20 protein-coding genes are annotated in these 19,397 nt (G+C 75.4%); 5 read left to right on the top strand and 15 right to left on the bottom strand.

Annotation, left to right across the window (positions count from 1 at the left end; all coding sequences use genetic code 11):
* Positions 1-124 precede the first annotated feature (124 nt).
* Together CLV35_RS12710 and CLV35_RS12705 are read left to right on the top strand one after the other, a co-directional pair.
* Positions 125-1,153, top strand: a complete 1,029-nt coding sequence (locus CLV35_RS12710; protein ID WP_121193838.1) for a sigma-70 family RNA polymerase sigma factor — start codon at positions 125-127, stop codon at positions 1,151-1,153.
* Between the two features lie 29 nt (positions 1,154-1,182).
* The gene (locus CLV35_RS12705) at positions 1,183-1,767 is read left to right on the top strand and encodes a dihydrofolate reductase family protein (protein ID WP_121193837.1); all 585 of its coding nucleotides are present in this window, start codon (positions 1,183-1,185) and stop codon (positions 1,765-1,767) included.
* Positions 1,768-1,876: 109 nt separating this feature from the next.
* On the opposite strand, the gene CLV35_RS12700 is transcribed toward CLV35_RS12705, so the two are convergent.
* Positions 1,877-2,785: a cation diffusion facilitator family transporter gene (locus CLV35_RS12700; protein WP_121193836.1), complete on the bottom strand. Its 909-nt coding sequence runs from the start codon at positions 2,783-2,785 to the stop codon at positions 1,877-1,879.
* A gap of 45 nt (positions 2,786-2,830) precedes the next feature.
* Positions 2,831-3,535, bottom strand: coding sequence for a lysophospholipid acyltransferase family protein (locus CLV35_RS12695; protein WP_121193835.1), 705 nt, complete (start codon positions 3,533-3,535; stop codon positions 2,831-2,833).
* A 164-nt stretch (positions 3,536-3,699) separates the two neighbouring features.
* Between CLV35_RS12695 and CLV35_RS12690 the strand changes: the two genes are divergently transcribed.
* A complete protein-coding gene (locus CLV35_RS12690) occupies positions 3,700-4,515 on the top strand; it encodes a hypothetical protein (protein WP_121193834.1) in 816 nt (271 codons plus the stop codon).
* 6 nt (positions 4,516-4,521) lie between these two features.
* Here CLV35_RS12690 and CLV35_RS12685 read toward each other — a convergent pair whose 3' ends face one another.
* The 6 genes from CLV35_RS12685 to CLV35_RS12660 form a co-directional block, all read right to left on the bottom strand.
* Entirely contained in the window at positions 4,522-4,929 is a 408-nt protein-coding gene (locus CLV35_RS12685) for a VOC family protein (protein ID WP_121193833.1), read from the bottom strand.
* 32 nt (positions 4,930-4,961) lie between these two features.
* A complete protein-coding gene (locus tag CLV35_RS12680) occupies positions 4,962-6,173 on the bottom strand; it encodes a hypothetical protein (RefSeq protein ID WP_121193832.1) in 1,212 nt (403 codons plus the stop codon).
* Complete coding sequence (locus tag CLV35_RS12675) at positions 6,170-7,285, bottom strand: HesA/MoeB/ThiF family protein (protein ID WP_183061954.1); 1,116 nt, start codon at positions 7,283-7,285, stop codon at positions 6,170-6,172. Before CLV35_RS12675 ends, CLV35_RS12680 begins: the two co-directional genes overlap by 4 nt.
* 289 nt (positions 7,286-7,574) lie before the next feature.
* Positions 7,575-8,279 (bottom strand): endonuclease/exonuclease/phosphatase family protein, encoded by a 705-nt coding sequence (locus CLV35_RS12670; protein WP_121193830.1) that lies wholly within the window; start codon positions 8,277-8,279, stop codon positions 7,575-7,577.
* 8 nt (positions 8,280-8,287) lie between these two features.
* Entirely contained in the window at positions 8,288-9,235 is a 948-nt protein-coding gene (locus CLV35_RS12665) for an ROK family glucokinase (protein ID WP_121193829.1), read from the bottom strand.
* Entirely contained in the window at positions 9,226-9,753 is a 528-nt protein-coding gene (locus tag CLV35_RS12660) for an SRPBCC family protein (RefSeq protein ID WP_121193828.1), read from the bottom strand. The genes CLV35_RS12665 and CLV35_RS12660 overlap by 10 nt, the downstream gene beginning before the upstream one ends.
* A 105-nt stretch (positions 9,754-9,858) precedes the next feature.
* Here CLV35_RS12660 and CLV35_RS12655 point away from each other — a divergent pair, with 105 nt between their 5' ends.
* Both CLV35_RS12655 and CLV35_RS12650 read left to right on the top strand, forming a co-directional pair.
* Positions 9,859-11,679 (top strand): AMP-dependent synthetase/ligase, encoded by a 1,821-nt coding sequence (locus tag CLV35_RS12655; RefSeq protein ID WP_121193827.1) that lies wholly within the window; start codon positions 9,859-9,861, stop codon positions 11,677-11,679.
* Between the two features lie 39 nt (positions 11,680-11,718).
* Positions 11,719-12,603, top strand: a complete 885-nt coding sequence (locus CLV35_RS12650) for an aldo/keto reductase (RefSeq protein ID WP_121193826.1) — start codon at positions 11,719-11,721, stop codon at positions 12,601-12,603.
* On the opposite strand, the gene CLV35_RS12645 is transcribed toward CLV35_RS12650, so the two are convergent.
* The 7 genes from CLV35_RS12645 to CLV35_RS12615 form a co-directional block, all read right to left on the bottom strand.
* On the bottom strand, positions 12,570-13,745 hold the full coding sequence (locus tag CLV35_RS12645; RefSeq protein WP_183061953.1) for a glycosyltransferase family 4 protein: 1,176 nt from the start codon (positions 13,743-13,745) through the stop codon (positions 12,570-12,572). The two genes, CLV35_RS12650 and CLV35_RS12645, sit on opposite strands and share 34 nt — an antisense overlap.
* A 5-nt stretch (positions 13,746-13,750) precedes the next feature.
* Complete coding sequence (locus CLV35_RS12640; protein WP_121193824.1) at positions 13,751-14,446, bottom strand: class I SAM-dependent methyltransferase; 696 nt, start codon at positions 14,444-14,446, stop codon at positions 13,751-13,753.
* Positions 14,447-14,507: 61 nt separating this feature from the next.
* Positions 14,508-15,248, bottom strand: a complete 741-nt coding sequence (locus CLV35_RS12635) for a (2Fe-2S)-binding protein (RefSeq protein WP_231121766.1) — start codon at positions 15,246-15,248, stop codon at positions 14,508-14,510.
* Positions 15,245-16,747 carry a peptidase MA family metallohydrolase gene (locus CLV35_RS12630; protein WP_147431960.1) on the bottom strand — a complete coding sequence of 501 codons (1,503 nt, stop codon included), beginning with the start codon at positions 16,745-16,747 and terminating at the stop codon, positions 15,245-15,247. Before CLV35_RS12630 ends, CLV35_RS12635 begins: the two co-directional genes overlap by 4 nt.
* A gap of 201 nt (positions 16,748-16,948) precedes the next feature.
* A complete protein-coding gene (locus tag CLV35_RS12625) occupies positions 16,949-17,176 on the bottom strand; it encodes a hypothetical protein (RefSeq protein ID WP_121193822.1) in 228 nt (75 codons plus the stop codon).
* 89 nt (positions 17,177-17,265) lie between these two features.
* Positions 17,266-18,120: a DMT family transporter gene (locus CLV35_RS12620; RefSeq protein WP_121193821.1), complete on the bottom strand. Its 855-nt coding sequence runs from the start codon at positions 18,118-18,120 to the stop codon at positions 17,266-17,268.
* Entirely contained in the window at positions 18,117-19,292 is a 1,176-nt protein-coding gene (locus CLV35_RS12615) for a fatty acid desaturase family protein (protein WP_183061952.1), read from the bottom strand. The genes CLV35_RS12620 and CLV35_RS12615 overlap by 4 nt, the downstream gene beginning before the upstream one ends.
* Positions 19,293-19,397: the final 105 nt, after the last annotated feature.

Here is a 19,397-nt window from a genome sequence, read left to right as displayed (position 1 = left end):
AGCCTGCCTCAGCAGCGACCCCAGGCAGGTGAAGGCGAACAGCGCACCGGAGACGCAGGCACGGACACCGGGGCAGCTGGTGGACGGGCGCCCACCTGGCGGGCACCGTGGTGTCATAGCTGGAGTGACCGCCGATCTGATCTCGCGGGCGCGGGCAGGTGACGGCGACGCGTTCCGGGCGCTGACCGAACCGCACCGCCGCGAGCTGCACGTGCACTGCTACCGCATGCTCGGCTCGGTGCAGGACGCCGAGGATGCGCTGCAGGACACCCTCGTCGCGGCGTGGCGCGGTCTGCCGCGCTTCGCCGGGCAGGCCTCGATCCGCACCTGGCTCTACCGGATCGCTACCAACACCTGCCTGAACGCGATGCGCACGACGCGGCGGCGCCCCGCCAAGGCGTGGGACATCCCCGGCGTCGAGCCGCCGGAGCCGAGCCGGCTCGGGCAGGTCCCGTGGCTCGGCGCCTTTCCCGACTCGTTGCTGCAGGGGGCGTCGGACCTGCCGGTCGGGCCGGAGGCGCTCTACGAGCAGACCGAGTCGATATCGCTGGCCTTCGTCGCCGCGCTGCAGGTGCTGCCGCCGCGACAGCTCGCCGTGCTGGTGCTGCGCGACGTCCTCGGCTTTCCCGCGAGCGAGGTCGCGGAGATGCTCGACACGACGGCGTCGTCGGTCAGCAGCTCGCTCAAGCGGGCCCGGGCCGGCCTCGACGCTCGCCAGGCCCAGCTGCGCGCCCGCACGTCGCCGGTCGCCGGCACGGCTGACGAGGAGGCGATCGTGGCGAGGTTCGTGGCTGCGTACGAGGCGGCCGACGTCCCGGCTCTCGTCGAGCTCTTCACCGACGACGTCTTCCTGTCCATGCCGCCGATGCATCTGGAGTACGAGGGGCGCGAGCTGGTCGAGCGGTTCTTCGAGCTGCTGCTGGTGTCGTCCCGCTGCTACACCCTGGTGGCGACCCGTGCCAACGGGGCGCCGGCCTTCGGCGCCTACGTCCTCGCAGCCGACGGTGTCCGCCGCGCGACAGGGCTGTTCGTCGTCACCGTCGCCGGTGGCCGCATCTCCGCGATGTCGCGCTTCGAGACGGTGGACTTCTCGTGGTTCGGACTCCCGCTGGCGCTGCCCACTCTTCGCGACCCGCGGTGTCTACCTGGCTGACACGCCCGTCGCAGACGCAGGAGCACACCATGGGAAAGCTCGTCATCGCCACGAACGCATCGCTCGACGGGGTCGTCGAGGACCCCGACGGCAAGGAGGGCTCCGGGCTCGGCGCGTGGTTCAACGCCGCAGCCGGGTCCGACATCGAGCACTGGGCAGCGATCGAGTCCGAGGAGGCCATGGCTTCCGAGGCGCTCCTTCTGGGACGACGCACCGACGCCTGGTTCGCCGCCCGCTGGCTCGGGCGTCCCGGCGAGTGGGCCGAGCGCATGAACACCATGCCGAAGTACGTCGTCTCCTCCACCGCGACCCCCGCGAGCTGGAGCAACGCCAGCATCATCACCGGCGACGTCCTGGGTCAGGTGAGGCGGCTCAAGGCGCAGGCGCGCGGCGACGTCGTCGTCTACGCGAGCTACCAGCTCGCGTGCCACCTGCTCGACCACGACCTCGTCGACGAGCTGCGGCTGTTCGTGCTGCCGGTGGTGCTCGGGTCCGGCAACCGCCTGCTCGACGGCTGCGCGAAGACCGCCTCGCTGAAGCTGGTGAGCAGCCAGGCCTACGGCGACCTCACCTACGTCGTCTACGAGGTCCTCACGCCTGCTCCGACCGGCTGAGCTCCCGGGTTCTCGACGCTGTGACGGTCCCCCGGTGCGGCCGGCGGCGGAAGCGCCGGGTGCTGTCCACGACTCCGACCCCAGGTCGGGCAGGCTCCCCGTCGGGCGCTCAGGCGACGGGCGTGACCTCGACCCGCGCGACCATGCCCATGCCGCGGAGGTCCTGGCGCAGCGCGGCGATGTCGTCGACCAGCTCGGCAGCCGTCCCGCCCGGGCGCACCCGCACGGTGACGAGGAGCAGCAGCTGCGACGGGCCGAGCCACACCGCCGCCACGTCGGGGGCCTCGTCGACCCAGTCGGCCTGCAGCACCGCCGCACGCAGCCGGTCGACGACCGGGTCGGGCACCGAGCTGTTGACCAGCAGCTCCTGGTTGCGGCGCACGAGCAGCACGGCGACCGCGATCAGCAGGACGCCGATCGCGATGCTGGCGAGCCCGTCCCAGACCGCCTGCCCGGTGGCGGCGTGCAGCACCAGGGCGGCCAGCGCGAGCGAGAGACCGATGAGCGCAGCGCTGTCCTCGAGGTAGACCGTCGTGGCGGAGGGGTCGGACGAGTGGCGCAGGTAGGTGCGGCGTGAGACCCGCCGCCGTCCCGCCTCCTGGCCCAGCTGGCGGCGCGCGGTCAGCCACGACCAGCCCTCGAGGCCCATCGACACGACGAGCACCCCGACGCCGACGGGCACCGACTCGACCGGCTCGGGGTGGCGGATCGCCGACCAGCCCTCGTAGACCGAGGCCAGGCCGCCGACGACGAAGATGCCGACCGCGGCGAGCAGCGACCAGAAGTAGCGCTCCTGGCCCCAGCCGAGCGGGTGGTCCTCGTCGGCCGGACGCGTGCTGCGGCGCAGCCCGACGAAGAGCAGGAGCTCGTTCGCGGTGTCCGCCACCGAGTGCAGCGTCTCGGCGAGCATGGCCGCAGAGCCGGTGAGCAGCGCGGCGACGCCCTTGGCGAGGGCGACGAGCAGGTTCGCCGAGGCCGCCACCACGACCGTGCGGGTCGACGCTTCCTCCTCGGCCACGCCGCGGACCTACCCCCGGCGTACGCGCCGCGAACCCCGCGCCGGTCAGCCCGCGGCCTGCTCCTCGCGCGCCGCACCCTTGCGGCCCTTGACCGTGGTGGCGTAGACGTCGACGTACTCCTGGCCGCCCAGGCGCATCAGCTCGTACATGATCTCGTCGGTCACCGCGCGCAGCACGAACCGGTCGGTCTCGAGGCCGTAGTAGCGGGAGAAGTCGAGCGGGCGTCCGATGCGTACGCCGATGCGGCCGGGGGTCGGCACGACCTGGCCGGGCGGCTGGACCTTCTCGGTGTCGATCATCGCGACGGGCACGACCGGGACCCGCGCCTCGAGCGCGAGGCGGGCCACGCCGGTGCGGCCGCGGTAGAGCCGCCCGTCCGGCGAGCGGGTCCCCTCGGGGTAGATGCCGAACAGCTCGCCGGTGCCGAGCACCCGCAGACCGGTACGCAGTGCCGCCTCGCTCGCGCGACCGCCGGAGCGGTCGACGGGCGTCGCGCCGACGTTGCGGAAGAACCAGGCGGTCAGCCGGCCGCGCAGCCCGGGGGTGTCGAAGTACTCGGACTTCGCCATCCAGGTCGCGCGCCGGCGCAGCACCAGCGGCAGGAAGAACGAGTCGGAGAACGAGAGGTGGTTGCTGGCCAGGATCGCCGCGCCCTCGGCAGGCACGTTCTCGACCCCCTCGACGCGGGGCCGGAACAGGAGCCAGAGCGCGGGGCCGATGACCACGCGCTTCATGAGCCAGTAGAACACCGCGTCAGGCTAGAGCACCGGGCGTCCGCCCGATGGGACTGACACCGTCAGCCGTCCGTGCGACCATGGCCGCATGCCGAAGCGGCCCCTCGCGCCGCGCGGGACTATCCCGCGCGCCCGCGTCGTTCACGCCCGCATGGTCCTCCACCCGGCGGGGGCCGCGCGTGCGTGACAACGGCCTGCGCGGCGAGAGCTTCGTCGCGCTCGCGGAGCTCGCCCCCGACCTCGTCGACGCGGTGCTGGTGCTGCTCCGAGACGCGGGCGTCCCGGCCTACGCCGAGACCGCTGGCCCCGAGCACGGCGCCACGACGCTCGACCGGCTCTTCGTCGAGAGCGGCAGCGCTGCTGCGGCCCGGGCGCTGCTCGAGGAGCGGCTGCCCCGCATGCGTGACGACGAGGGCGCGACCGTGCCTGCCGACCAGGCCGCCGAGCTGGGTGCTGACCCGACGACCGACGCCGGGGCCGGGACCGCCGACGACGTCCCCGCCGGCGACGAGTCGGAGCCGTCCAGGCGTGCCGCTGGCGAGGGTGCCGAGCTCCCCGCGGTCGGCGTCGACGACGACGTGTGGGCGGGGATCGTGGCCTCGTTCCGCGCCCCGTCGGCGGACATGTCCGGTCGCGTGCTCCCGCCGCCCGCCGCTCCCACCGGCGCCGAGCCCGTTGCCGGTGCGCTGCTCGAGCGCCCGGGCACCGGCCCCGAGCCCGACGAGCGGGTCGCCGAGTTCGAGGTCGTCGACCACGACGACCACTTCGAGCCGGAGCCGCCGCCGCCGCTCCCCCGCATCACGGTGGTCACCGCGCTCGCGTGGGCCGCGGTGCTGCTGATGCCGGCGCTGTTCCTGCTGGCCCTGTGGCTGCACATCGACGTCACCGGCTGGCTGGGGCTCTTCGGCGTCTCGGCCTTCGTCGGCGGGTTCCTGGTGCTGGTCAGCCGGCTCGGCGACGGCCCCGACGACTGGGACGACGGCGCCGTCGTCTGAGCCCGCTCAGCCGGCCTTGGTGATGTTGACCATCCAGACGACGCCGAAGCGGTCGGTGCACATCCCGAACTCGTCGCCCCAGGGCTGCATGCCCATGGGCACCGCCACAGTGCCGCCCTCGGCCAGCGCGTCGAACCACCGGCGCAGGTCGTCGCCGTCGTCGCCGCTGAGCGTCACGCTGATGCGCGAGCCGGTGTCGAACCGCTCACCGGGCGGGGTGTCGGCACCCATGAGGGTCAGCCCCGCCTCGGTCTCGAGCATCCCGTGCATGACCTTGTCGCGCGCCTCGCCCGTCTCGCCCATCTCGGCGAACGTCGTGATGCCGAGCGTGCCGCCCAGCACCGAGCGGTAGCGCTCCAGCGCTTCGCGCGCGTTGCCGTCGAAGCTGATGTAGGGCGTGAGGCGGACGGCCATGGTGGTGCTCCTTCTCGTGGGTGACCGGCAGGCTAGTCCTGCACCGCCGCCGGGTCGACCTCGTCCGCACGCCGGAGCCGCCCAGCCGAGCGGAGCTGGGCGGCGAGCGCGGCGCCGACGGTCAGCAGGTTCGGCACCACCACGAGCGAGACGACCGCCAGGCTCTGCCAGGTGCGCCCTGAGCCGAGGTCGAGCGGGGCGAGTCCGTCGCCGGTGAGCCGCACGACGTGGGCGGTCCCCGGCAGGCTCACCGCCGCGAGGTACCACGTCGCCGCCAGCGTGCCTGGCACGTAGAGCAGGAGGTACGCGCGCGCCCAGGCCCGCTCCCGCCGCCCCGCCGCAGCGAGGACCTCGAGGTCGGAAGCGCCGGCCCGGCCGACCGCCTGGCGCAGCAGCGCCGACTTCAGCGCCCACAGCGTGCGGCAGCCGCTCAGCGTCGCGAGCACCGCGTACAGGTCGGTGCGCAGGAACACCGCACCCTGGAACACCATGGCAGCGAGCTGCAGGGCGACGGTCGCGCGCAGCACCTCTGCCGCGGTCCCGCCGCAGACCCCGCTCGCCTCCACTGCCACGAGTCCACCGGTCACGGCCGCGTCGACGCTGAGCCCGGCGAGCAGCGGCGGGAGGCGTTGCAGCCTCGGCAGCGTCCACAGCCCGGTGAGATCGGCCTGGGCGGTGAGGAACCACAGCCGGCGGCCGACCGACAGGCGGGTGGGTACGCCGCGGGCAGCCGCCGCCAGCACGTGACCGCCTTCGTGCAGCACGGTGCAGAGCACCGCGGCGGCCATGCCCACGAGCAGGGACGCGAGCGGCGAGCCGGCCACCACGAGGTGGGAGCCGCGCGGACGCAGCGACGGGTCCCGCACCGCGAGGACGACGCCGAGCGCCGTCAGTGCGAGCTGCACCGACCAGCCGGTGCGGCCGAACACCGCCGCGCCGAGCCGTTGCCAGCGCGGGCTGACGCCCGACGGGGCCGCTGGCGCCTGGTGGGTGAGCACGCCCTGCTCCACCAGCACGCCGAGGAAGTCCGCCACGTCGACGGGCTCGCCGACCAGCTCCTCGGCCCGCCGGGCCGCGGTCACGACGTCGTCGCCGGCCCGCAGCCACTCGAGGACGTGGGCGCCGACCGCCGGCACGGCGACGAAGGTGCGGGTGCGGGGGTCCCCGACGACGTACGCGTCACCGTCGGCCACGATGCTCAGCGCGGCGAGCGCCTCGGCCGGGGGCACGGTGGCCGTGCTCATCCCGCCGCTCCGACGAGCTCGCGACCGGCGCGGGCATCGAGGGCCGCCGCGCACAGGCCGCACTCGGCGTGGCGGGTCCAGGGGTCACGCCCGGTGCTCATGCCGTCGGCGAGCGCGACCCACTGGTAGGTCGCAGCTGCGACCGGCTCGTCGTGCCGACCGAGGTAGCGCATCACCTCCAGCGCCATCTGCCCGGCGAGCAGCTGCACGACCGCGCCGGTCGCACGGTTGACGGTGCTGGCGAGCAGCAGCGGCGGCTGGGCGAGCACCGCCTCGGAGCCGGCGAGCTCGTCACGGCGGTGCAGCTCGAGGCACTGCCGGCACGGCGAGACGCCGGGCTGCACCGACCAGTAGTAGAGGGTCGACTGCTGGAGACCACCAGTGACCAGTGGGATCCGCAGGCGCATGCACGCCTGGTTGACGGTCAGCTGCACGTCAGAAGGGGTGTCGATGGCGCAGACCACGACGTCGACGTCGGCCGCGAGCTCGGCCACCCGGTCGGCGCCCTCGATGCGCTCGTGCAGCGGCTCGACCAGGGTGCCGGTGGAGTACCCGCCCACCCAGTCGGCTGCGGCGGCGACCTTCGACCGGCCGATCTCGCGGGAGCCGTAGCAGAACTGCCGCGCCAGGTTCTTCGTCTCCACGACGTCGACGTCGACCAGACGCACGAAGCCGACCCCGGCCCCGACCAGCGCCTGGAGGATCCCGCTCCCGGCGCCGCCCGCCCCGAGCAGCAGGACGCGCGCCCCGCGGATGCGGCGGTGCACGTCGACCGCCGACATGGTCGGGGTGGCGAAGAGCTCGTAGTAGCGCAGGTTGCTCTCGTGGCGCTGCTGCTCGTCCACCGGGAGCGACGCCCAGTCGGTGGGCTCCTGCAGCACGCCCAGCTCCGCCAGTCCAGCCACACCCTCAGCGACGTCGTCGCGAGTGACGGCGAACCCCCGCTCCTGCACGGCCGTCGCCAGCTCGTCGAGCGTCCGGCTCCCTTCGGCGAGCAGGGACAGCAGGGCGGTGGTGCTGCCGTCGGGGTCAGCGAGGGTCACCCGCTCGTAGGGGCGGACGTAGAGCAGCACGCGGCTGTCGGCAGCCACGGCCGAGACGGACTTCAGCATGGGATGCAGCATGGCAGCGAGCTCCTGTGTGCGAGGTCTGACGTGGCATGGAGTGGTCCGGACATGGCGGAGCCGTGCGGCCCACGAGGGACCGCACGGCTCCCGCGGGTCACGCCCCGCCGGCGTCCGGGTCCAGGTGGATGCGGGTCGCCTCGATGCGCTCGACCTTCACGACTGTGATCTTCATGGTGTGCACCTCCTTCGCGAGTTCAGCTTCACGGAGGAGGAGAGGCCGTGCGGGGCGCGCAGATACGCCGGTCGACGCACGCTTCCCCAAGGGGCAGTGGGGCTACCGAGGGACGATGTGGAGCTCCGCCAGCACCGGCAGGTGGTCGGTGGCGCGGGCGAGGTCACCGCCGCGTACGCCTGGCAGCTCAGCGGCGACGCCGCAGCCGTGCACGGTGAAGGCGCCACCGACGAGCACTGCGTCGATGCGCCGGCGCGGGTTCGCCGACGAGAACGTCGGCTCAGGGCCTCGAGGAGCCACGGCGTACGCGTCCCGCAGTCCCAGCGCCGCCAACGCATGCCACGCCGGACCACCGGGAGGCTCGTTGAGGTCACCCGCCAGCAGCAGCGACTCGCGAGGCACGCCGTCGAGCGCCGCCTCGATGCCGGCCACGTTGCGCAGCCGCTCGTCCGGCCGGAGGCCCAGGTGCAGGCTGCCGACGGCGAGCTCCTGCCCGCCGACCCGCACGGTGGCGAGCGCCAGCCCGCGGGCGTGGAGACCACGGGTACGCGGCAGCGCGACCTCCCGGCGGGCCAGCACCTCGACAGCGGGGTGCGCCAGCACGACCGGCCCGTGGGTGGCGCGCCCGCCGCAGACGTGGCGCAGGCCGGTCGCGGCGGCCAACCGGCGCAGCTGCCAGCGGGAGAGCACGAAGCGCGGCGCCTCCTGCACGCACACCAGGTCAGGCGCACAGGCCCGGACGACGCGCGCCAGCGCCGCCCGGTCGTCGCGCAGGCTGCGGATGTTGTAGCTCAGCACCCGCAGCACGGCGGGTCCTACAGGTGGCGTGCCAGGTCGGCGGCGCCGACCATGCCGGCGTCGTTGCCGAGCGTGGCCCGCCGGATCTCGGCCAGCGGGCGGTAGTTGCGCCCGGTGAGCACCTCGGCGAAGGTCCGCCGCGCCGGCTCGAGCAGCAGGTCTCCGGCCTCCGAGACCCCTCCCCCGATGACGAAGCAGCCCGGGTCGAGGATCGCGGCGAGGTCGGCCAGGCCGGCACCGAGCCAGCGGCCCACCGACTCGAACGACGCCACGGCGACCGGGTCGCCCTTGGTCGCTGCGTCCGTCACGTGCAGGCCCTGGACTCCCTCAGGACTGCCGTCGCCGTAGCTCAGCAGCAGCTGCGCTCCGGCGCGGTCTTCGGCCGCGCGCCAGCGGGCCTCGCGCACGAGCGCGTTGCCGGAGCAGTACTGCTCCCAGCAGCCGCGGTTGCCGCAGCCGCACGGGCGCCCGTTGGGCTCGACGCGGTAGTGCCCGACCTCTCCGGCCACACCGAAGCGGCCGCGGTAGAGCTCGCCGTCGACGATCAGCCCACCGCCGATGCCGGTGCCCACCGTGACGCAGACGATGTGGTCCTCGCCGCGGCCGGCACCGTGCACCGCCTCGCCCCACGCCGCGGCGTTGGCGTCGTTCTCGACGACCACCGGCAGGCCCAGCGCCTGCTCGAGCTCGGGCCGCAGCGGCCGGTGGCGCCAGCCCGCGAGGTTGGTCAGGAAGAGCACCGTCGAGCGGCGCTCGTCGATGAAGCCGGGCGCACCGACGCCGACGGCCTCGATGTCGGGGTGCTGCTCGCGCAGCTCCTTGACCGCAGCGAGGATCGCGCCCACGGTGTTCTCGGCGCCGGGCGGCGTCTCGGCACGGGTGCGGGCCAGGATGGCGCCCTTCTCGTCCACGACGGCGGCAGCCACCTTCGTGCCGCCCAGGTCCACACCGATCGTCAGTCCCACGAGCTCTCCTCCACGCGCTTCCGCAACCCGTCGAGGGCCCGGTCGATGACAGTCTTCTCGGCCTTGCGGCGCAGGGCGCCGACCAGCGGCACGCTCACTCCCACGCGCAGCCGGTAGGTCGCCCCGGTCGTCCCGTCGCCGCCGTCGGCGAGCAGGTAGGACCCGTCCATGCGCGTCAGCACCGCGCCCGGCGCGACCAGCACCCAGCTGACGACGTGCACCCCGCCGTGCGGCGCGGGGTAGGAGTAGGCCAGCTCGAAGGTGTCGCTGAGGAACGGCGAGACCAGCGTGAGGCGGGCGCGCGCCGGCCGGCCCTGCTCGTCGAGCGCGAGCACCTCGACGGCGCTCAGCTCGTCGTTCCACTCGGGGTAGCGCTCGAGGTCGGTGACGGCAGCCAGCACCCGCTCGACGGGCGCCTCCAGCCGGGTGCTCGCCTCGGTCGACCCGCCCGACGCCTCGGGCGCGGCGGACGGCGACGACGCGCGGGACGTCGGTCCCCCTGACGTACGCTCCGGCACTGGCCACACCCCCTCCGCGTCGGTGGCGAAGGCTACCGGTTCGCGGCAGTAGGGTCGTCCGGCAGTCGGCGAGGCCGCTTCACGGGGTCACCAGGAGGAGCTCGGATGCAGCAGGGCGGCCCACGCGCGGTCCGCACGGGACCGGCGCTCGCGCAGCCGGCGGGCCCGCGCAACATCACGACGCTGGTCTGGGACCGCGCCAGCTCGGACCCGGCCTTCGAGATGCTGCGCCGCCAGGTCGACGGCGAGTGGCGCCCGGTCACCGCAGAGCAGTTCTGCGCCGAGGTGACCGAGCTGGCCCGCGGCCTGGTCGGGTCGGGGCTCCAGCCCGGCGAGCGCGTGGCGCTCATGTCGCGGACGCGCTACGAGTGGGCGGTCGTGGACTTCGCCGTCTGGGTCGCCGGCGGCGTCAGCGTGCCGGTCTACGAGACCTCGGCGGCGGAGCAGCTGCGCTGGATCGTCGGCGACTCGGGCTGCTCGGTCGTCATCCTCGAGACCGCCGAGCACGCGGCGCTGTGGGACCGCGTCGCCGAGGGGCTGCCCACGGTGCGCGACGTGTGGCGCATCGAGGCCGACCGCTCCGAGCGCGGCCTCGCCGCGCTCGTGGCCTGCGGCACGGGGGTCAGCGACGAGGAGGTGGAGGCACGGCGTACCTCCGTGGTGGCCGGCGACCTCGCCACCGTCATCTACACCTCCGGCACCACGGGGCGACCCAAGGGCTGCGAGCTCACGCACGCCAACCTGCTCGCCGAGATCGACGGCATCCTCACCGGGCTGCACGAGGTCTTCGGCAAGCCCGACGCCGCCGCGCTGCTGTTCCTGCCGCTCGCCCACGTGCTGGCGCGGGTCATCCAGCTCGCGGTGCTCGCCGGTGGCGTCACCCTCGGCCACACCCCCGACGTCAAGAACCTGCTGGGCGACCTCGAGTCGTTCCGCCCGACGTTCCTGCTCGCCGTGCCGCGCGTGTTCGAGAAGGTCTACAACGCCTCCGAGCAGAAGGCCGACGCCTCCGGCAGGGGCAGGATCTTCCGCGCCGCTGCGGCGACCTCGGTCGCGTTCAGCCAGGCGGCCGACGCCGGGGGCGCGGGGCCGCTGCTCCGGGTGCGCCACCGCGTCTTCGACGCGCTCGTCTACGGCAAGCTGCGGGCGGCGCTGGGCGGCCGGGTCGAGTTCGCCGTCTGCGGCGGCGCACCGCTCGGCGAGCGGCTCGGGCACTTCTTCCGCGGCATCGGGCTGACGGTGCTCGAGGGCTACGGGCTCACCGAGACGACCGCCGCGGCGACCGTCAACACGCCCAGCGCCGTACGCATCGGCACCGTCGGCCGCCCGCTGCCCGGCGTGACGGTGCGCATCGCGCAGGACGGCGAGATCCAGATCGCCGGCGGGCAGGTGTTCTCGGGCTACTCCCACGACCCCGCGGCCCGGGCGGCGGCGTTCACCGAGGACGGCTACTTGCGCACCGGCGACCTCGGCGAGCTGGACGCCGCCGGCTACCTGCGCGTCACCGGTCGCAGCAAGGAGATCCTCGTGACCGCGGGCGGCAAGAACGTCGCCCCCGCCGCGCTCGAGGACCGGCTGCGCGCCGCCGCGCTGGTGTCGCAGTGCATGGTCGTGGGCGACGGCAAGCCCTACGTCGCGGCGCTGGTCACGCTCGACTCCGACGCGGTGACCGCCTGGCTCGCCGCCCGCCACCGCCCGCCGCTGAGCCTGGCCGAGGCGGCGCACGACCCGCAGGTCGCGGCGGGGGTGCAGGCGGCCGTCGACGCTGCGAACGCGGAGTTCTCGCGGGCCGAGTCGATCCGCCGCTTCCGCATCCTCGAGGTCGACCTGACCGAGGCCTCCGGCCACCTCACGCCGTCGATGAAGGTGCGCCGCGCGGCCGTGGCGCGCGACTTCGCCGCGGAGATCGAGGCGCTCTACTCCTGAGGGGGTCTGGCCGACGCCTACCCGTGGTAGGACGGTGCCATGGAGACACGTCGCCTCGGCCGGATCGGCCACCAGAGCTCGGTGCTCGTCTACGGAGCAGCCTCGCTCAGCGCGGTGAGCCAGGACGTCGCGGACGCCTCGGTGCAGGAGGCGCTCGACGGCGGCATCAACCACTTCGACGTGGCCGCGAGCTACGGCGACGCGGAGCTGCGCCTCGGGCCGTGGATGCCGCAGATCCGCGACCGCATCTTCCTCGCCACCAAGACCGGCGAGCGCACCGCCGAGAAGGCCTGGGCGCAGATCAACGCCTCGCTCGAGCGGCTGCAGACCGACCGCGTCGACCTGCTCCAGCTGCACGCCGTGGGCACGCTCGAGGAGCTGGACTCCGTGACCGGGCCGGGCGGCGCTCTCGAGGGTGCGCTGCGCGCGCTCGACGAGGGCCTGGTCGGTGCCGTCGGCATCACCGGGCACGGCTCGCACGCGGCGGAGACCCACCTGGAGGCGCTGCGGCGCCACCCGTTCTCCACCGTGCTGACGCCGCTCAACCCGCTGCTGTGGCGCGACGAGGCGTGGCGCGCCGCCTACCAGGCGCTGGTCGAGGAGGTGCGTCGGCAGGACGCCGGGCTGCTCACGATCAAGACCGTCGCGCGGCGCAACTGGCCCGGCACCGTCGAGGGCCAGGACGTCGGGCAGCAGGCGTACTCCACGTGGTACGAGCCGCTCGTCGACGACGAGCGCATCCGCGCGGCCGCCTCCTGGGTCCTCGCCCACGAGGAGATCACCGGCCTCGCGACCGCCGGCGACGTACGCCTGCTGCGCCCCCTCCTGCGCGCCGAGGCCGACCGCATGGACGCGGTCGACGCCGAGCTGGCGCTCGCCGACGTGGAGGGCTACAGCTCGCCGTTCGCGGCGATGCCCTGGTGACCGTCTGACTCCCTGCCGGCGAGCAGGGTGCCCAGCTGGGCCACCGTCCGGTCCCAGGTCCAGCGCTCCTCCACCCACGCCCGGCCCGCCGCCCCCATGGCCCGGGCCGCGGCGGGGTCCTCGAGCAGCGCGACGACCCTGGCGGCGGTCTCGCCCACCGATCGCCCCGGCACCACCCAGCCGGTGCGTCCGTGCAGCACCGCCTCCGGCGCTCCCCCGGAGTCGCCGGCGACCACCGGCAGCCCGCACGCCGCCGCCTCGAGGTAGACCATGCCGAGCCCCTCGACCTCGAGCCCGCCGCGGCGTGACCGGCACGGCATCGCGAAGACGTCGCCGGCGCGGTAGTGGTCGGGCAGCTCGGCGTAGGGCACCGACCCGGTCAGCACGACGTCCTCGGCGACGCCCCGCTCTGCCGCGAGCGCGCGCAGCCGGTCGGCGTCGGGCCCACCGCCCACGAGCAGCAGCACCGCGCCGGGCACCGCACGCCGCACTGCGGGCCACGCCTCGATCAAGGTGTCCTGGCCCTTGCGCGGCACGAGGCGCGAGACGCACACGACGACCGGCCGGTCGCCCAGTCCGTGGCGCTCGCGCACCCGGGCGCCGCCGGCGGAGGGCGAGAAGAACGCGGTGTCGACGCCGGGAGCCAGGCGGCGTACGCGGTCGCGCGCCCCCTCGCTCAGCGCCGGCGCCAGCGCGGCGCGGGTCCAGGGGCCGAGCACGGTCAGCGTGTCGACGAAGTCGCCGATGCGGTGCAGCACGGCACGGCTGCCGGGCAGCCGCGCCCACCAGACCTCGTGGCCGTGGGTCGTGGCGACGACGCGCTGCACCCCGCCGCGCCGGCGCAGGGCAGGGGCGAGCAGGCCGAGCGGGGCCGCCGCCGCGACCCAGGCCGCCTCGCACCGCTCCTCCCGCGCCAGCTGCGCGGCGGCCCGGGCGACCGTCGGCTCGGGCAGCACGATCCCGCGCGGGTGGCGCACGACGCGGAGGGGCAGGTGGCGGTCGTAGTCGGCGGCGCCGGCCTGGCCGCGCGCGTAGACGACCACCGAGTCGGCCGGCAGCCGCGTCACCACCGCCTCGACGAACGACTCGATGCCGCCCTGCCGCGGCGGGAAGTCGTTGGTGAGGACCAGCGTCCGCGGCACCCGCACTAGGGGCGCCGCGCGGTCGCGAGCAGCGAGATGCCGGGCAGGCCGCCGACGGGCAGCACGCGCTCGAGCGCGACCACCGCTCGGGCGCCGGCGTTGACGACGGCGGGCACGTCGTCGAGGTCGGACCCGGTCGCCGATCGGCGCCGCCAGCGCGCGAGCGGCGCCATCAGCACGTTCCAGGAGCGCAGCTCGCGCACCTCGAGCCCGCCTCGCTCGAGCAGCGCGCGCAGCTGCTCGCGCTCGTAGCGGCGCACGTGGCCGACCGCCTCGTCGTGCGCGCTCCAGTTGCGCATGCCGGCGGGGACGGCGACCAGCAGGGTGCCGCCCGGGCGCAGCGCGCGCCGTACGTGGGCCACCACGGCGTCGTCGTCGTCGATGTGCTCGAGCACGTCGAAGGCGACGACCAGGCCGATGCTGCCGTCGGCGACCGGCAGCCGGGTGGCGTCGCCGCGCACGACCGGGAGCCCGCGCTCGTGCGCGACCTGCGCGCCCTCCTCGCCGTACTCCAGCGCCAGCGCCCGCCAGCCCGCGTCGCGCAGGACGCGGGTGTTGCCGCCGCCGGCCGCGCCGACGTCGAGCGCCGTGCCCGGCGTCCCGAGCGCCGCGACCTGGGCGGCGAGCAGCGAACGGCGCTCCGCGTACCACCAGTGGCGGTCCTCCAGCGCGGCCAGCTTGCGTACCTCGGTGCCTTCCACGAGCCGACATCCTGCCGGTCCTGCCCGCGGGCGCGGTGCACCGGACCGGCTCCCCGTGTCGTCAGCGGCTCAGGGGGCAGTCGCCGCAGGTGCCTCCGCCGGGTACGCGGTAGTAGAGGCAGCAGGTGCGGCGACGGAACGCGCCGTGCTCGAGCCGCCCCGTCCCGGCGAGGGCGGGCACGGCGAGCAGGGCCGACAGCAGACGACGTACGCCGTCGGCGTGCTCGGGCCGCGCGCGGGCGAGGACCGATCCCGCCCCGGCCACGGCCGAGGCGGCGTTGCCGCGCAGCAGGCTCGGCGCGAGGCGGGCGGCCTCGCCGGCCTGGCTGAGAAGGGGCTCGACCCACCGCTCCAGCACCAGCGCCGCGAAGGCGTCGGCAGCCTCCGGCGGCGCGACTGGCTCGAACGGGGCGCGGTCGGCCAGGAGCACCAGCCGCAGGGGGAGCGGGCCGGTGCCGGTCGGGCGCCACTGCCAGAGCGAGGGGTCGGGCAGCGCCTCGTGCAGCACGAGCGCCGCGAGCGCCGGGGAGACCAGGCGCCCGACCAGCCCCTGCACGACGACCGACACGACGACGCGGCGCTCCACGTCGTGCTCCGGCACGCCGGCCAGGCCGGCGACGACGGTCCGGCCCTCGCGCACCCGTGCCTCGAGCAGGGCCGGTGCAGCGACCATCTCCGAGAGCGGCTGCCAGGCGCGCTGGTCCGCAGCGGCCGCTGCGGCGTCCACGGTCTCCAGCGCGAAGAAGGGCCCGAGCTGCTCGAGCTCGCGCAACAGCTGCGCGGTGGGCGTCGCGCCGGTCACGCGGGTGGTGCGGGCGAGGCCGCGGGACGCAGGACACGGGTCAGGTAGCTGCGCCACTGGGCCGTGAGCTCGGCAGGGTCGAGCCCCAGCACAGCGCGCAGCGCAGCCGGGAGCCCGTCGGCCTGGGTCCGGCGGTAGAGCTCCACCAGCGCCGGCTGGCCGTAGCGCTGGGCGACCATGCGGCACGCCAGCCAGGCCGACTCGTAGGACTGCGGCGACCCGCCCTCCTGCACGTCGAACGCTGCGTCGCCGGGCAGGCTCGCCGGCGGCCCCGAGGCCCGCACGTCGGCGAGCAGCTCGGCCGCCGCGGCGTCCACGCCGACGCCCGCGCCCCGGTAGCCGGTGTAGTCGGCCACGCCCTCGCTGAGCCAGTCGGGCACCGCTGCCGCCCCGGCGGCGGAGGCGTCGCGGGTCGCCACGTGGGTCAGCTCGTGGGCGAGCACGACGCCGCGCCCGGCCGGGCTCAGGCTGGCGAACTCGTCGGGGTTGACGACCACGCGGGTGCCGGTCGGCAGCGCCCCGCCCTGGGCAGGGAGGCCGGTCGTGACGGCGGCGAGCGAGGACAGCGACCCGGCGGCGGCCGGGCTGCGGCCGAGCAGCGCCGCCAGGCCCGCCGCGTCGGCCGGCACGACGACCACCGGGCGGCGTGCCCACCCCGTGCCCCAGACCTCGTCGACCTTCGCGGCCGCGCGGTCGGCGAGGGCGGACCAGCCCGCGGCCGTCAGCGGCCCCCCGGAGGGCGGGGCGGCGGGGGACGGCCCGCCGCCAGAGGTCTGCGCTGCGGCGGGGGTCAGCGCGGCGGCGGGGGACGGCGCGGCGGCGGGGGACGGCGCTGCGGCGGACGCGCTGCCGGCCACGATCACCGTGCTCCGGGCGCCGAGGACCACCTGCACCGGCCCGAGGTCCCACGGGTCGGGCAGGTCCGCCGGCCCCTGGGCGCGCAGCAGCTCGCCCTCGGCCCGCTGGACCACGAGCAGCGCGCGCCGGCGCACGACGTCGGAGTCGTCGGCCCCGGCGATCCGGTAGCGCAGCACCACGTGCGCCACGGCGGCCGACGCGTCGCCGTCGGCCGCGTCGCGCGCCCACTGCGGCGTGCCGGTGCCGCTGTCGACCGCCTGCAGGTCGTCCACGTGCCAGGACCAGCGCGAGAGCGGCAGCCGCGACAGCGCCTGCCACGCGACGGCCTGCCGGTCGGCGAAGCCGGTGGCCGACGGGTCGAGCGCCGACAGCCAGCCGCTCGCGTCACGGGCACGCAGCGCTGCAGCCCGCGAGTCGAGCAGCCGCTGCACCGCCGCGACCCGCGCCGGCGCCGCCACCGGCACGGCTGCAGCGCCGGCACCACCGGCGGCGCCCCCGGCGGCACTGGAACGACCCGCACCACCCGGAGCTCCGGAGGTGCCCCCGCTCCCCCGTGCGCCTGCGGGCGCTCCTGCTGCGCGGGACGGCTCCCCGCCGCTGCACCCGGCCAGGGCCAGCGCCGCCAGGACGACGGCCGTCACGACCGGAGCCAGGGCCCGGCGCGTCCGCCGGCAGCGGCGACCGGCGGCCGCAGCCGTGCTCGCGCCCGCTGCCGCAGCCGTGCTCGCGCCCGCTGCCGCACCCGTCGCCGCGCGCGCTGCCGGGCAGGGCCCGACCGAGGGGCGGGACGACCGGGACGGCCGTGACGGGGGCCGTGGCACGCCGCCAGGCTATGCGAGCGGCTAGCCCACGGCACGGCGCGGCGCCCGCCCGCGCTCCTCGGCAGTCACCGGGCGCACCGGCAGCAGCCGCAGCGGCGGCACCAGCCCGCCGGCGGACAGCGCGGCGATCGCCCGCTGCTCGTCGGCGTCGAGCTCGAGCACCTCGGGCGGCCCGCCCATCAGCACGGTGACGACGCAGTCGGCACACCCGTGCCCACGCACCGCGCACCCGTCGCAGTCGACGATCATGACGTCTCCTCTTGCCGTGTCCTCGTCCGTCGTGGTGGACGCTAGGCGGCACCACTGACAACGTCGTCCGGACGAGGTCCGCACGACCCTCAGACGGGCACCGGGACGTCGCGGTCGGGGCGCCTCGAGAGCAGGAAGATGCCGAGCAGCACGGCGAGCAGGCTCGCCCCCTGGGCGGTCAGCGCGAGCGGGCCGCCGGTGGGCCGCTCGTGGAAGGCGACGACGCCGAAGACGACCGCCACCACCGGGTTGAGCAGGTTCAGCGCAGGCAGCGAGCTCGACAGCGAGGTCTGGTGGTAGGCCCGCTGGTTGAGCAGGAACCCGCAGGCGCCGAGCGCCACGAGCACGTAGACCGGCCAGGTCTGCCAGACCGGCTGGCGCGCCGCGGAGTCCGTCGTCGCCTTGATGGCCCCTGCGATGAGCCCGAAGACGATGCCTCCGCTTGCGCCGAGCAGCAGCCCGCGCCGTCGCGCGCCCGCGTCGAACGAGAGCCAGAGGGCGAGCGCCGCAGCGGCACCGCCGCAGGCGAGCAGCACTGCGGCTGCGCGCCCGTCGACGCTGTTGTCGCCGGCGCTCGTGCGGAACGAGACCACGAAGACCACCAGGCCCGTCGCCGTGAGCAGGACGGCGCCGAGCATGCTGCGCGGCAGCAGGCGCCGGTCCAGCGCCGCCCGGAACACAAGCGACCACACCAGGCCGCTGACGATGACCGGCTGCACCAGGGCGATGGAGCCGAGGTGCAGCGCCACCGCGTGCAGGACGAAGCCGAGCAGGCTCGCGGCCATGCCGACGAGCCACCGCCACTGCACGACCAGGTGGCGCAGCAGTGCGACCGGCCCGTGCAGGTCGGGCGACGCGGCTGAGGCGCTGTGGTGCATCAGCGCGGTGGACCAGCCGAAGGAGACCGCCGCCGCGACCGCGACGACGACGCTGAGCAGCGTCAAGCAGCCGGTCCGCGCCCGCTGGCCGCCGGCGTACGAGCGGCGGCGGCGAGCAGGCGCTGCTCGCGCTCGGCGGGCGTCTCGATGGCGCCCGGCTGCCCGAGCTCGCGCAGCCGCCGGTAGTGGTTGACCACCGCGCTGCGCAGCGTCGGGTAGACGACCACCGGCAGGCCCGCGCGCTCGGCGATGGCGGTGACGGTGGTGTCGTGCAGGGCAGGCAGCTCGAACCGTGGAGCAACCGGGCGCAGGTGGTGGGCCAGGTGGTGGGTGAGGCCGCCGGTCAGCCAGCGGACGGCGACGCTCTCGGTGCTGAAGGAGGCGGTCGTGCGCACGAGGTGCTCGGACCACTCCTTGCCGCGCGGCGCGTCGGCCGGCGGCTCGAGGCCGATGTTGATGTGGCCGACGACGGTCAGCACCGCGGCGATGACGCTGGCGACCGTCATCGCGGCGAGCATGAGCACGACGACGTGGGCGAAGCCGAGGAACCAGAAGTACGGCGCCAGCACCAGGAGGCAGACGGCCTTCTCGAGGGCGAAGGTGCCGATGCGGCGGGCGAGGCGCGGCGACTCCTCGCCGGCGAGCTCACCCTTGCGCAGGAACGTGACCTGGCTGCGCAGCTCGCCGGCCCAGGCGAGGCCGTAGAGGAACCACGCGTAGAAGTGCTGGTAGCGGTGGACGCCCCAGCGGGCGGCGGACGGGTGCAGGCGCACCATGCCGGAGGCGCGCGTCGCGTCATCGAGCGGGTAGACCTGCGTGAGCTTGTGGTGGACCCGGTGCTTGAGCGTCCAGTGGTCGACCCACAGCCCGACCGGGTCGCAGGTGTGCACGGCGAACGCGTTCGGCCACGCCGAGCGGGCCAGCCGCCGGTGGCCGGCGTCGTGCAGGACGGTGAGGGTGGCGATCGCGAGGCCGGCGCCGAGCGGCAGGGCGAAGACCAGCAGCCAGGGCAGGCTCGGGTGCGCGAGGGTCGCCGCGACGAGCACGGCGTGGTTCCAGACCAGCAGGACCGCCCAGTCGCGCCAGGGCTCGAGGCGGCCGGGCGAGCTCTGCCGCAGCGACATGCGTGCGCGGGCACCGGCGAACCGCTGCGCCGGCACGGTGGCTCGCGGGCCGCGCGAGGCACCCGGTCGCTGGGCACCCGCTCCGCGCGGGCTGCGGGGCGCGGCGTCACGCATCCTCCGTACGGTCTCCCGTCCAGCGGTCTCCGACGACATCGCCCACTCCCTCTCCGCGATCGGTGCCCCGGCGGCAGCGCCCGGCAGGGCGGCCGGACCGAGGCG

Origin of the sequence: Motilibacter peucedani (assembly GCF_003634695.1) — a bacterium.
GTDB classification, from domain to species: domain Bacteria; phylum Actinomycetota; class Actinomycetes; order Motilibacterales; family Motilibacteraceae; genus Motilibacter; species Motilibacter peucedani.
Note: the sequence above shows the minus strand (reverse complement) of the source record. Positions and strands in the feature narration are given on the sequence as shown.